The 12966-nt window shown below is 72.9% G+C and carries 13 protein-coding genes; 7 read left to right on the plus strand and 6 right to left on the minus strand.

The window, feature by feature from the left end; all coding sequences use genetic code 11:
• The first annotated feature begins 87 nt into the window (after nt 1–87).
• Nucleotides 88–642 carry a hypothetical protein gene (locus tag ACF08B_RS37290; protein WP_392321464.1) on the plus strand — a complete coding sequence of 185 codons (555 nt, stop codon included), beginning with the start codon at nt 88–90 and terminating at the stop codon, nt 640–642.
• Nucleotides 643–857: 215 nt separating this feature from the next.
• Here the strand turns inward: ACF08B_RS37290 and ACF08B_RS37295 are convergent, their stop codons facing one another.
• The 5 genes from ACF08B_RS37295 to ACF08B_RS37315 form a co-directional block, all read right to left on the minus strand.
• Nucleotides 858–1409 (minus strand): YciI family protein, encoded by a 552-nt coding sequence (locus ACF08B_RS37295; RefSeq protein ID WP_392321465.1) that lies wholly within the window; start codon nt 1407–1409, stop codon nt 858–860.
• A 251-nt stretch (nt 1410–1660) separates the two neighbouring features.
• Nucleotides 1661–2410 (minus strand): hypothetical protein, encoded by a 750-nt coding sequence (locus tag ACF08B_RS37300; protein ID WP_392321466.1) that lies wholly within the window; start codon nt 2408–2410, stop codon nt 1661–1663.
• 68 nt (nt 2411–2478) lie between these two features.
• Nucleotides 2479–3189: a 2-phosphosulfolactate phosphatase gene (locus tag ACF08B_RS37305; protein ID WP_392321467.1), complete on the minus strand. Its 711-nt coding sequence runs from the start codon at nt 3187–3189 to the stop codon at nt 2479–2481.
• A gap of 458 nt (nt 3190–3647) precedes the next feature.
• Nucleotides 3648–4571 (minus strand): NADP-dependent oxidoreductase, encoded by a 924-nt coding sequence (locus ACF08B_RS37310; RefSeq protein WP_392321468.1) that lies wholly within the window; start codon nt 4569–4571, stop codon nt 3648–3650.
• Nucleotides 4572–4612: 41 nt separating this feature from the next.
• A complete protein-coding gene (locus ACF08B_RS37315; protein WP_392321469.1) occupies nt 4613–5683 on the minus strand; it encodes an alkene reductase in 1071 nt (356 codons plus the stop codon).
• 251 nt (nt 5684–5934) lie between these two features.
• Between ACF08B_RS37315 and ACF08B_RS37320 the strand changes: the two genes are divergently transcribed.
• From ACF08B_RS37320 to ACF08B_RS37340, 5 genes are all read left to right on the plus strand, one after another.
• Nucleotides 5935–6465, plus strand: coding sequence for a MarR family winged helix-turn-helix transcriptional regulator (locus ACF08B_RS37320; RefSeq protein ID WP_392321470.1), 531 nt, complete (start codon nt 5935–5937; stop codon nt 6463–6465).
• Nucleotides 6466–7221: 756 nt separating this feature from the next.
• Entirely contained in the window at nt 7222–7566 is a 345-nt protein-coding gene (locus ACF08B_RS37325) for a MerR family transcriptional regulator (protein WP_392321471.1), read from the plus strand.
• An 839-nt stretch (nt 7567–8405) separates the two neighbouring features.
• Nucleotides 8406–8609, plus strand: a complete 204-nt coding sequence (locus ACF08B_RS37330; protein WP_392321472.1) for a cold-shock protein — start codon at nt 8406–8408, stop codon at nt 8607–8609.
• Between the two features lie 340 nt (nt 8610–8949).
• On the plus strand, nt 8950–10440 hold the full coding sequence (locus ACF08B_RS37335; RefSeq protein WP_392321473.1) for a DEAD/DEAH box helicase: 1491 nt from the start codon (nt 8950–8952) through the stop codon (nt 10438–10440).
• A 46-nt stretch (nt 10441–10486) separates the two neighbouring features.
• Nucleotides 10487–10777 carry a CBS domain-containing protein gene (locus ACF08B_RS37340; RefSeq protein ID WP_392321474.1) on the plus strand — a complete coding sequence of 97 codons (291 nt, stop codon included), beginning with the start codon at nt 10487–10489 and terminating at the stop codon, nt 10775–10777.
• Nucleotides 10778–11502: 725 nt separating this feature from the next.
• Here the strand turns inward: ACF08B_RS37340 and ACF08B_RS37345 are convergent.
• Nucleotides 11503–12123: a TetR/AcrR family transcriptional regulator C-terminal domain-containing protein gene (locus ACF08B_RS37345; protein ID WP_392321475.1), complete on the minus strand. Its 621-nt coding sequence runs from the start codon at nt 12121–12123 to the stop codon at nt 11503–11505.
• Nucleotides 12124–12244: 121 nt separating this feature from the next.
• On the opposite strand from ACF08B_RS37345, the gene ACF08B_RS37350 reads away from it, so the two are divergent.
• Nucleotides 12245–12922, plus strand: coding sequence for a DUF998 domain-containing protein (locus tag ACF08B_RS37350; protein ID WP_392321476.1), 678 nt, complete (start codon nt 12245–12247; stop codon nt 12920–12922).
• The last annotated feature ends 44 nt before the right edge of the window (nt 12923–12966 follow it).

A 12966-nucleotide genomic window follows, 5' to 3' on the forward strand; every position in this document is an offset into this window, starting at 1 on the left:
CCGGCCGGTGGCGGCCCGGCCCGGCCTGGCCGGCGGCCGTTCGGGCTACGCTGCGGCGAAGCGGCCGACAGCCGCCGAGGGGGGATCGTGAGCCGTCGACCGTTGCTGTTCCTGGATGTCGACGGGCCACTGCACCCGTACGCGACGCCTTCGGGCAGGTGCCCAGAGGGCTACGTCACCGTTGACCTGCCGGCCGAGGCACGCCGGCCCTTTGCGGCCGGCAGCCCGCCGTCCTACGTGCGTCCTCGGACGGTGTGGCTCGACCCGGCCCACGGCCCCGCCCTACTGGCCCTCGGGTTCGAGCTGTGCTGGGCCACTGCCTGGATGGGCGAGGCGAACCGGTGGATCGGTCCCGCCCTCGGCCTGCCGCCGTTGCCGTTCGTCGACTTCGGCGACGCGCTGCTGCGCGAGCGCCCGGACACGGTCCACCGGAAGTCGGCGCCACTTATCGCCCACGCCGGTGGCCGGCCCTTCGCCTGGGTGGACGACGAGCAGAGCGACGCGGACCACCGCCACGCCGCCGCCCACCGCGCGCCCTTCCTGCTGCATCACGTCGATCCACGCGTCGGCCTGCGCAGGGACGACTTCACCGCACTGGCCGGCTTCGCGGCCGCCCTCGACGGCTGCGCCGCGGCGCGGTGAGCCAGGCACCGGATGCCGGGCATCGGATGCCGGGCATCGGATGCCGGGCAGCGCGGACGGCGCGGGGACGGGCCCGGCCGCGCCGCGCCGTGCCGTGGCCGCCCGGGCACGGCACCCGGCCCCCGCACTCCGCTCTGTGAGCCCAAGGGGCGGAGCAGGCGCTGCGCTGCCGTTCACTGGGGCGGTCCGGCGAGAGGGCCGGCTGCCGTTGCCGGTCATGACGGCCAGCCGCCGAACTGCCAGGCGTGGACCTCGATGTCGGCGTATCCGTGGGGGGCCAACACGGCGCGTGCCGTCTGCGGGTCCGGTGCCCGCAGCAGGACGGCCGTGCCCAGCCAGGTGGCGGCGTCGTCGGACAGCAACGGCCCGTAGGCGATCAGTTCGTCCCGGTCGTGCGGCACCGCGAGGTCGGCGGCCTGCCCGGTGCCGAGGCCGAGCACCAGGTACCGGTTGCCGCCCGTCCGGCCGCCCGGGAAGTCCCACATGGTGCGCCCCAGTGTGTTGTGCCACCGTCGCAGCATCACGTCCCGGTAGGCGCCGGCCTGGTAGTTGGGCTCGTCGAAGGCGAACGCGCGGGCAGCGGCGGGGTCGGGCAGGTCGACGATGTGCACGCTTCCGGTCGGGGTCTCGCCGTCGTCCGCGAGGGTCGGACCCCGGGCGATCATCTGCTTCGCGTACCTGTCCATGTACGACCAGTGGGCCTCCAGCAGCTGCTCGCGCAGCGGCAGGGAGGCGGGCCGGTCGCGGTGATAGCAGAGGAACTCCATGCCCCCAGGCTCCTGGCCCGCACGCCATCAGGCGAACGATTTCCCCCCGGCGGGCGACCGGCACCTGCCGTCGACGCCACCGGGACGCTCAGGCACACCGGACGCCCGGCCGCGCGGGAGACCGACTGCGCAACCGGCGTGTCCGTTACCGTATGTGACGTACTGTCAGCTGGCATCGAGGAGTGTCGGAGTGTCGGGAGGGTTCGGGGGAAGCCCCCCAAGAAGCCCGGCCGGGCAGGTCCTGGTCCGTCTCAGGTGCTGACCGTGCGCAGGAAGTGGTCGGCGTCCTCCGGTCCTGAAAGCCGGCCCAGTTCCAGCCAGGAGCCGTCCGGGAAGTGGAGGACGAAGGTGCCGAATCCGCGCGGCTGGCCGGCCTCGGCCTCGATGCGGGCCTCGGCGGGGGAGAACTGGGCGACGGCGTGGAAGTCGGCGGCCTTGGTGGGGGAGAGCCTGCGGCGCGGGGAGGCGGCCACGCAGATGCCGTCACCGGTGAGCATCACCAGGCGCTGGGGGTTGGGGGAGTGCCCGTACCAGTGCAGCAGCAGCCGGCCCGCGGTGCGCTCCCAGTCGCCGTCGAAGAGGCCGTGCGCGGGGTCGCCCGGGCGCCGGCGGCCCTGACGGTCCCGGCCGGGTGCCGGGGGGCTGGACGGGGACGCGGTATCGGGCGGGGACGCGGTATCGGGCAACCCTGACCCTGAACTTGAGCTTGACCCCGGCTCCGGTTCGTGGCGGGGATGCGGGGCGCGTCGGCCGGCCGGCCGACGCTCGAGGCGGTCGCCGAGCTTGTCGATCAGCATCATGGGGATGACGACGAAGAAGAACAGCACCGCGCCGGCGTAGAGCAGCCAGTGGCGGCCCGGCTTGAGGCGTTTGCTGCCCGCGGCCCGGTGCACCTGTGCGGGGGGTGGGGGGATGGGCCGGGCCAGTTCGCACCAGACCAGAGCCGCCGGGTCCGCACCCAGGATCTTCCTCGCCCGCCGTCGCACCTTGCGCTTTGCCATGTCGGGAGCCTACGTGCCCGGCCGGTGCCCTCTTCCCGCCCGCCCCCGCGGCCGGCACGCAGGGTGATCTACGGCGCGCGGTGCGCGGAGGTTGCCGTGTCCGGTCGCGTCCGCAGCGGCCGCAGCACCGCGGTGCCGTCCTCCAGCCCCACTTTCATGGCGAAGCCGAACCGGTCGACTTCCAGGCAGAGTTCCACATCGGCGGGGTGAGCACCGCGGCGTCGCCCGCCGCGCAGGTCCTCCGCGGCCGGGGAGGTGCGCGCCCGGTGCAGGAAGGGGCCGGCGTCGGGGCGGTCCCCGGCCAGGAGCCGGTCCAGGTACGCGGCGCAGGCCAGGTCCTCGGCGGCGCGGCCGTCCTCGCCGGTGGCGACGAACGTCACGCGGTCGGCGCCGGCCTGCGCCAGGGCCCGGGCCGTCGCGCCGGCCACGACGAAACTCGCGCACAGCGCCAGTTCCGCGTCGACGACCGCCAGGGCTCCGACGGTCCCCGCCGTGGTCTTCTGGACCACGGTGCGGCCGGCCAGGTCGGTTTCCCGGATCTGGCCGGGGGAGTTGGCCAGGTCGAACCCGTCGGCCGGTGCCCCGTCCTTGAGTGCGAGCCAGCCCGGGTGGGACGCCTTGATCTTCAGTGCCTCGCCCTGGTCGGCAGCGAGGACGATCTTGTCCGCCCCGCGGTGGAACGCCCATGCGGCGGTGGTGAACGCCCGCATCACATCGATCACCACGGCCACCTGCTCGGTGCCGTCCACCTCGGGTATGCCGACCACGCGCGCGTCCATGCGGGGATCGTCGCAGCCCGCTGAAACAGCCTGCAAGACGTCGTGACGATCTTCGGGCAGGAGGCGGGGACTTGATACGACGTCCGCCCGAACACCCGCCCGTTGCCGTCCTGTTGATGGACCGGAAGGCCCGCCCGGTGTCCGCCTGGTGGCGGACCCGGCGCGGACGGCCCGGACGGTGCGGTGCCCCTGCGTCCCCTCGGCTCCCGCCGCGGGCAGGCCGCCGCACGGCCGGCCCGCCGGGCCTCGGGCGTTGCGCACCGGGAGGCACGAGGGTGGGGCTGGAGGGCGAACAGGGGTGGCCGGCCGGGGACTTGGCGCGGGCCGGCTCCGGGGCACGGTCCGGCCCGCGGCCGCGGGCCGTTCCCGTCGCCGGAATCACCAGAATCACCGGAATCACCGGATCACCGCATCGCCGGAATCACCGGATCGCCCAAGGGGTGCCGGGCGGGGGTGGGTCAGGGCAGCAGGACGGTCTTGCCGTGGTTGCGGTGGGCTTCGAGGTCGGCGTGTGCGGCGGCGGCCTGTTCCAGGGGGTAGGTCCGCCAGACGGGCAGGGTGAGCGTGCCGGCGGCGGCCATGTGGGCCAGTTGCGGCAGCGGGTCGTCGGCCCGGCCGCTCTGGCCGGTCCGGTCGGGGCCGCCGGCGCTGAAGCGGACGCCGTGCTCGGCGGCGGACATGTCGGCGATGGTGACGATGCGTGCGCTGTCGCCGGTCAGGGCGACGGAGTCGGCGAGGACCCCGGCGCCGGCGGCGTCCAGGACGTAGTCGACTCCCTGGGGGGCCGCGTCCCGCACCCGCTGCAGCCAGCCGTCGCCGTAGCGGACCGCGGTGGCGCCCAGCGCGGTGACCCGCTCGATGTCGTGCTCGCCGGCCGTGGCGACGACGGTGAGCCCGCGGGCGGCGGCCAGCTGCACCGCGAGGATGCCCACGCTGCCGCCGGCGCCGTGGACGAGCAGGGTTTTGCCCGCCCGCACGCCGAGTTCGCCCAGGACGCGGGCGGCGGTCCGGCCGACGGTGACCAGCGAGGCGGCGACCTCCCACGGCAGGGCGGCGGGTTTGGCCACCGGCTCCTCGAGCAGCGCGTACGTGGCGTAGCTCCCGCCGACCGTGGCCCCGAGGACCGCGTCGCCGACGGCCGCGCCGGCCTGCTCGCCGGCGGCGTCGACGACACCGGCCGCGTCCAGACCGGGGATCGCGGGGAAACGGACGGGGAACGCGCCGGCCATCGCACCGGAGCGGATCTTCACGTCCAGGGGGTTCACGGACGCGGCCCGCACCCGGATGCGGACCTGGCCGGGGCCGGGCTCCGGCAAGGTGACCTCGGCCGGCCGCAGCACCTCGGGCGTGCCGTACTCGGAGAAAGTGATCGCTCGGGACATCGGTACCTCCAGGCGGTGGGGGGGCAGGCGGTGGGGGGCGTTCAGGCGGTGAGGGCGGGGTAGTCGGTGTAGCCGCGGTGGTCGCCGCCGTAGAAGGTGGCCTGGTCGGGGGTGTTGAACGGGCCGCCGGCGGCCAGGCGCCGGGGCAGGTCGGGGTTGGCGAGGAACAGCGCGCCGTAGGCCACCATGTCCGCGGCGCCCTCCTCGATCAGGGTGAGCGCGTCGGGGCCGGTGACGTCGGGGTGGGTGAAGGGGTTGAGGACGAACGTGCCGGGCCAGGCCTTGCGCAGCCGCCCGGTCAGCCCGGCGTCCGGGCCCTCCAGCAGGTGCAAGTAGGCCAGGTCCAGGGGGGCGAGCCGGTCCAGCAGGGCGCCGTAGACCTCACCCGGGTTGTCCTCGGCGATGTCGTTGAAGGGGTTGCCCGGGGAGATCCGCAGCCCCACCTGCCGGCCGCCGACCGCCTCGGCCACGGCGGTGACGACGTCGACGGCGAAGCGGATCCGGCCCTCGGCGCCGCCGCCCCAGGCGTCGGTGCGCAGGTTGGCGTTGTCGCTGAGGAACTGGTGGATCAGATAGCCGTTGGCGCCGTGGATCTCCACGCCGTCGAAGCCGGCCGCGACGGCGTTGCGGGCCGCGGCCGCGAAGTCGGCGACGGTCTGGGCGATCTCCGCCTCGCCGAGCTCCTTCGGCGTCACGAACTCCTTGGGCCCCTCGTGGGTGTAGACCCGGCCCCGGGCGGCCACGGCGGACGGCGCCACCGGCACCAGGTGGCCGGGCAGCAGGCTCGGGTGGCCGATGCGGCCGGTGTGCATCAGCTGCGCGAAGATCACGCCGCCCTCGCGGTGCACGGCGTCGGTCACCGTCCGCCACGCCCGCACCTGCCCCGGGGTGTGCAGGCCGGGGGTGTCGGGGTAGCCCTGGCCGACGGGGGAGGGCTGGACGCCCTCCGTGACGATCAGGCCGGCGCCGGCGCGCTGCGCGTAGTACGTCGCCATCAGCTCGGTCGGCTCGGCGCCCGCTCCGTAGGCGCGGCTGCGGGTCATGGGCGCCATCACGACGCGGTTGGCCAGGGGCCTGCCGCCCAGGACGATCGGGTCGAACGCGGTGGTCATCAGGGGTCTCCTTCGTGGAAAGCGGGACGTTCGGCGGGCCGGGCGCACCGGCTCCCCGCACATTGCCTGCCCGAACAAGTAAATCACTTGTCCGAACAGTAAACGCCCACCGGTTCATTCTCCGAAGCCGGAAGTGACCCCACAAACACCCCGCCAACTGCACCGATGAACCCGGGAAGCAGCAGGAAACCCTCCGCCAGGCAACGGTGAACGGTAGAGTTGTCCTGTCCAAACAGGAGAGTGAGGAAGAGATGGCCGAGTCGAGGCCCGAGGCCGGGCAGGAATCCGCGGCGGCGCAACGGGAGGCCACCGTCCCGGTCCCGGGCGCGGCCGGCGGCGGGCCGATCAGCCACGCCATCTTCCGCCTCGCCCGCCTGCACCGCATGTTCGCCGGACAGCTGCTGCGCCGCATCGGCCTGCACCCGGGCCAGGAGCTGGTCATGATGCACCTGTGGGAACTGGGCCCCCAGCGCCAGATCGACCTGGTACGCCTGATGGACTCCGACGCCGCCACCATGACCCGCACCGTCCGCCGCCTCGAACAGGCCGGCTTCGTGCGCCGCCGCGCCTCGCCCACCGACAAGCGGGCCTCCCTCATCGAACCCACGGCCGCCAGCCACGCCCTGCGCCGGGAGGTCGAAAAGGTCTGGAGCCAGCTGGAGGACCTCTCCACCGCGGGCCTCTCCGACGACGAGCGCGCCGACGCCCTCGCCACCCTGGAGCGCCTGGAGCACAACCTCGTCCAGGCCGCCGCCCGGCCCGTGGGGCCGGCGCAGCACTAGAAGACCGCGGAGCGCGGCCCGAACGGCCGGGCCGCCTCGGCCGACGGCCCGGCGGACTCCTCCGCTTCAGCGCGCCGAACCCGGACGAGAAGCCGCCGCTGCGAGGGCCCGCGTCGTCTCCAGGGCCGGTGCCGGGCTGCCGAGGGCGCGGGCGGTGTCACGGGTGCGGTGGTGCCGGCGGGGCTGTCGGCATCCATCACGACACAAGCCCCGGCCGGGTCGTCGGCGGGTCGTCCCCGTGTCGGTCACGTCGATCCGCCGGGCCCGGAGCCGGCCGGGCGCAGCACTCCTCCAGGCGCACTCGGGACAGGAATCATGGCGACGGCAGCGGAGGAAATCTGTCACGGCGACGGTAGACATTGCCCCTCTGCGGAGTTACCCTTTCTGTCGTACCCAGGAAGTCGACATGGGCACGGATGAACGCCGTGCGAAGCAGGTCAAGCAGGACGCGACCCGAGGGGGTCGCGAGCAGTACCCGCGGTATGTAGCAGTGCAACCGAGTAGCCGAAGGTAAGGAGCAGAGCGCCATCAGGATCGCCCGGGCGAGGAGGAAGTCCGCCCGGGTACCGCAAGGCCCCGGATTGGAAGGTGGTCCCCGGTCACGCATCCGCGATCCCCGCAGCCCCGTCCTCCCAGGCGGGCCCTGCGGACACAGAAGGCCGGCGCAGTCGGCCGGTAGATGGTGTTGAAAGCTCGGGGCCCGGGTCGCCGCACGGCGACCCGGGCCCCCCGACGCGTCCGTGAAAGAAGAGGTCTATGCCCCCTGCCAGTACCCGGCCCGCCGACAATCTCGACGACGACGACTACCCCGCCTACACCATGGGCCGGGCCGCCGAGATGCTCGGCACCACCCCCGCCTTCCTCCGCACCCTCGGCGAGCACCGCCTGATCACCCCCCTGCGCTCCGAGGGCGGCCACCGCCGCTACTCCCGCTACCAGCTGCGCATCGCCGCCCGCGCCCGCGAACTCGTCGACCAGGGCACCCCCATCGAGGCCGCCTGCCGCATCGTCATCCTCGAAGACCAGCTCGAGGAAGCCCAGCGCATCAACGAGCAACTGCGCACCCAGGGCGGCCAGTCGCAGTCGAACACTCCGGCCTGACAAGGGCGCCGGGCCCGCTGATCACCGACTGCAGGGCGGACCAGGAACCCGTCCCAGGTCCGCGCCGCCGCCTCACACCGGCCTGGAGCCGGTGCGCACAGCACGACACCAGGGCCCCGACACCCCAGGTGCCGGAGCCCCGGCACATCTCGATCAGCAACCAGCCCACACCCAGACCCCGGCCGTCCACGCACCCGGCTGCCGGTGCGGCGCACGACGGGGGGTGCGGCCCTCGGCGTCCCGGAGCGAAGCGGATGCCGACCTGGCCGGCGACGAGCACCTCGCCGCTGCCGGCCTTCCCTCGCCCGGACCGCCGGCCTGGTCCTGGTGTGCTCGGCGTCCCGCCGGTCGGGGCCGGGGCATTCCCCGCCGGCGCAGGCGCTTGCCCCTCACTCAGGCGTACGCGGTGCCGACGCAGGCGCTTGCCCCTCACTCGGGCGTACGCGGTACAGCTGGGCGGCCGGGTGCGTTCGCCTGTACGGCGGCCTTCGGGCAGCCGGGTCGCGCGGTCGCGTCCCGCAGCCTCACGTGCCGTTGGGCACCCGCGTCCTGCAACGCTGCACTCCGGGTGCGTCAATATCTGTGTCCGCGAGGTGAGATTTCGACGGACCATGCAGTGAGAGTTTTGCGGGGGAATTATGAAAAACGCTGCAGGCCTTCCGGTGTGCTACTGTCGATCTCAGTTGCAGTTGTGGTTCCCAAAACTTCAAGTGCCCCGCTCGGCTCCTGCCGGGCGGGAGCTCTTATGTATTCCGGTCGTTTTCCGGGCGGGGTAATCATCTCAGCGATACGGCGTCCGTACAGTGCGGATACCGATGTGCCCCCAAAGGAGATATGACATGGCTACTGGGACCGTGAAGTGGTTCAACGCGGAAAAGGGCTTCGGCTTCATCGAGCAGGACGGTGGCGGCCCCGACGTGTTCGCCCACTACTCGAACATCGCCACCCAGGGCTTCCGTGAGCTGCTCGAAGGCCAGAAGGTGAGCTTCGAGATCGGCCAGGGCCAGAAGGGCCCGACGGCCGAGAACATCGTTCCGGCCTGACGCTGACACGCACTTTGCAGCTGGGGCCCGCATCCCTCGGGGTGCGGGCCCCAGCTGTACGCATTTCCGCAGCGGTTCGCCATGCCCGACGACGCGGACGGACCCGCAGTCTCACCCCACGCGGTGCTCCTTGTGTGGCAGGCGCATCCTGACGACGCGCACCGCAGTCGACGCAGGATTCCACGCCCCCCCGCAGCGTCACGGATTCCAGCCCGGCGCCTGCGGGGATTTCCGCCGCTCGAATTCGCTTCATTGTGTCATCGGTTCATACTTGCGATTCTTCGTGCCGCTCACAGCTACGGGAATTCCTTGATATGTGCCCCATCGAGGAAGGTTCCGCATGAACCGCGACCGTACAGGCGACCGCTCCGGCCGTACCCGTGCCGCCGGCGCCGACACTCGAAGGGGCGGCAGCCGCTTCGGCTCGCCGGCCCCACGCCGCTCCCAGGGGCCGGCCCGTTCCGGCGGTTACGCCCGCCGACACGCCGAGACGCAGGGCGAGTTCGCGCTCCCCGAGACGATCACTTCCGCACTGCCCGCCGTCGAGGCCTTCACCGATCTCGGCATGCCTGAACCGCTCCTGGCCGAACTCGGCAAGCAGGGCGTGAGGGCACCCTTTCCGATCCAGGGCGCGACGCTGCCGAACTCCCTGGCCGGCCGCGACGTCCTGGGCCGCGGACGCACCGGTTCCGGCAAAACCCTCGCTTTCGGCCTCGCGCTGCTCGCCCGCACCGCCGGCCAGCGCGCCGAGCCCCGGCGGCCGCTGGCGCTGATCCTCGTACCGACGCGCGAGCTGGCGCAGCAGGTGACCGACGCGCTCACGCCGTACGCCCGCTCCGTCAGGCTGCGGCTCGCCACGGTGGTGGGCGGGATGTCGATCGGCAGGCAGGCCGGCGCCTTGCGAGGCGGGGCTGAGGTCGTCGTCGCGACCCCGGGACGGCTCAAGGACCTCATCGACCGTGGTGCGTGCCGGCTGGACCATGTGGGCGTCACCGTGCTCGACGAGGCCGACCAGATGGCTGACATGGGTTTCCTGCCCCAGGTCACGGCACTGCTGGACCAGGTGCGTCCCGACGGGCAGCGGATGCTGTTCTCCGCCACCTTGGACCGTAACGTCGACCTGCTGGTGCGCCGCTATCTGACCGACCCCGTCGTGCATTCGGTCGATCCGTCGGCCGGTGCGGTCACGACGATGGAGCACCACGTCCTGCACGTCCACGACGCCGAGAAGCACGCCGCCACGGTCGAGATCGCCGCCCGGGACGGCCGCGTGATCATGTTCCTGGACACCAAGCACGCCGTCGACCGGCTCACCCGGGAACTGCTCGGCAGCGGGGTCCGGGCCGCCGCACTGCACGGCGGGGAAACGCAGCCGCAGCGCACCCGCACGCTGACGCAGTTCAAGACGGGACACGTTGATGTGCTGGTGGCGACCAATGTCGCGGCGCGCGGCATCCACGTCGACAACCTCGACCTCGTCGTCAACGTCGACCCCCCGATCGACCACAAGGACTACCTCCACCGCGGCGGGCGTACCGCCCGCGCCGGGGAGTCCGGCAGCGTCGTCACCCTCGTCACGCCGAACCAGCGCCGCGCCATGGTCCGCCTCATGTCGGCCGCCGGCATCCGGCCGCAGACCACCCCGATCCGCTCGGGCGACGCGGCGCTGAGCCGGATCACCGGAGCCCAGGCCCCGTCCGGCATCCCCGTCGTCATCACCGCACCGGTGGCCGAACGCCCCGAGCGCGCCACCTCCCGTGGCCGCCGCCGTCCCTCTTCGGCGACCCGGCGCACCTCCCTACGCACGTCCGCCTCGGACCGGGCGGTCTAGAACCTTTGTGCTCAGGAAGCCGACCCATCTCTGCAGGAGGCACCTTTTGACACCGACTCAGATGCAGCCCCGCCCGGCGAGCGCCGACCCCGCGCAGAAGGCGGTGGTGGAGATCATGGACGCGGCCGAACCCCGGGTCTGTGACGACATGAGCGTCGAGGTGGCGCTGGCCGTCATGGCCGCCGCGCGCACGCTCCGACTGGTCGTCTGCGACCGGGACGACCAGGGGACCCACCTGGTCACCCGGAGAGAACTCGTCGCCGTGTGCGACAGCTCCGCCTACACCGACCGCGTCCGCCTGCGCGACATCCTCGGCGACCACGGATCGTTCGCCTGACCCGCTGCGGCCCAGGCCCAGCCCGCGACGCGCCCGCGGCATCCGCGCCCTCTCCCGCACACCGCTTCATCCCCGATCAGGCCGTTCTCCCTGCTCGGCAGGGCCACCTGCGCTGCGCCGTCGCCTGCTTCCCCTCCGAGCCCACCAAGAGCGGCGTGCTGGAATCGACGAACGGCATCAGACCCGACCGGTCAACGGCGAATCAGTGATCAGCGGCCGCCGTTGCCCCGACAGGCACGTCGGCCGCGTCGCCACCCGCTTCAGCGCCGCAGACGTCCTTCGGGCCATGCCCAGGCCCTCTCCACCTGCCCCGCCTTCGCCGAAAGGTGAGCCACGTAGCGGACCAAGAGGGGGGTGCGCGGCGGCCGCGAGCACGGCGGTGTGCCCGCCCGGGGACTGGCCGGCCGGCACCGGCCGGCGCAGGCCGAGTTGCTCGGCGACGGCCATGACGTAGGCGACGTAGGCGGCGCGGCTGACCTCCTGCGGGTGCTCGCTCGCGCCGGGACCGCGCTGGTCCACGGCGACGACACGGCGTCCGGGCTCGGGATCCGGGCGAGGCCGTCCCACTCGCTCGCGTGCCCGGCCGGCCCGTGCAGCGGAACGACGGGTGAGCCGTCTTCGGGCCGGTCGCGGCAGGCCAGAGCGATACCGTCGCGTTCCGCGAGGTGCTCGGAGCAGGACATGCGGCCCCCTTCGGGCCGGGGCGGGTGCTGCGCCGTGCGGAATCAGCGGTAGGCGGCGAGGAACGCGCGGACGCCGGCGGCGGCCCAGCGGTCGAGGTCGGCCTCGGTGTGCTGGGGCGAGCCGGTGAACATCGCCTTGTTCACCGGGATCCACAGCAGCAGGCCGGCGAAGTGGTTGGCGGCCAGGAGCGGATCGTCCACGCGTAGCAGCCGCTGGTCGGCCAGGCGCGCGAAGGTGGCCGCCAGGGTGTCCAGGACCCGCTCGAAACCCTGCGTGTACCAGGCGCTGCCCAGCTCGGGGAAGGCTTCGGCGTTGGCGATGATCAGCCGCCGCAGCTGCAGCACCTGAGGCTCGGTGAGGGTGCCCACGAACCGGCGGGCGAGCCGGTTGAGGTTCTCGTCCAGTGAGGCGGCGTCGGCGGGGACGTCCGCCACCAGCTCGATCATGGCGTCCACCTGGTCGGTGGTGGCCAGGACGATCTCCGCGAACAGCTTCTCCTTGTCCGCGAAGTGCTTGTAGACGGTCTGCTTGGACACCGCGGCCAGCTTGGCGATGTCGTCCATGCTGGTGCCGGCGTAGCCCTTCTCCATGAACACCTGGGTCGCGGCCTCCATGATCGCCTGGTGCTTGCGGGCCGACCGCCCCTGCTCCCTGGTCTCCATGTCTCCTCCGGTCATCAGCAACCGCCTCAGTACTGGACAGTCCAGTTCCTTTCTGAGTACTGTACCGTCCAGTTCCAACGAGTACTACACCGTCCAGTTCTCACTCTGGGGAGACCCTCGCATGACGCACACGCTCACCGCCCGGGCCACCGCCACGCCGGCCACGGCCCACTCCGTCCCGCGGCTCCTGCTGGCCGGCGGCATCACCGCAGGGCCGCTCTTCCTCGCGGCGGGCCTCGTCCAGGGGCTCAGCCGGGACGGCTTCGACTTCACCCGCAACGCGCTCAGTCAGCTCAGCCTCGGCGGCCTCGGCTGGATCCAGGTGACCGCCTTCCTGCTCACCGGTGCCCTGGCGACAGCCGGCGCCGCCGGGATGCGCCAGGTGCTACGCGGTGCGCCGGGCGGAACCTGGGCGCCACGACTGATCGGCGTCTTCGGCGCGTCGTTCCTCGTGGCCTCGTTCTTCCCGCCCGATCCCGGAGCCGGGTTCCCGGCGGGCGCTCCCCAGGCACCGCCCGGGACCCTGAGCGCACACGGCGCCCTCCACATGGCCGCCGCCATGACCGGCTTCCTGGCGCTGTGCGCCGCATCCCTCGTGCTGGCCCGGTACTTCACCGCCCGCGGCGAACGTGGCTGGTTGCTCGCCTCCAGGCTGGTGCCCGCCGGCGTCCTCGCCGGTTTCGCCGCCTCCGCCGCCTCGGTCGCGGCCTTCACCGCCGGCGCGGGACTCGGCCTGCTCTGGCTCAGCGCCCTGACCGCGCGCCTGGCCCGCCCGGAACCCACCGCACAGCATCGGTGACAAGCCCCCGCCCCCCGCACCGAAGCGGCCGACACATCGAAGTC

The sequence above is a fragment of the Streptomyces sp. NPDC015139 genome (assembly GCF_043079785.1).
Classification (GTDB): domain Bacteria; phylum Actinomycetota; class Actinomycetes; order Streptomycetales; family Streptomycetaceae; genus Streptomyces; species Streptomyces albidocamelliae.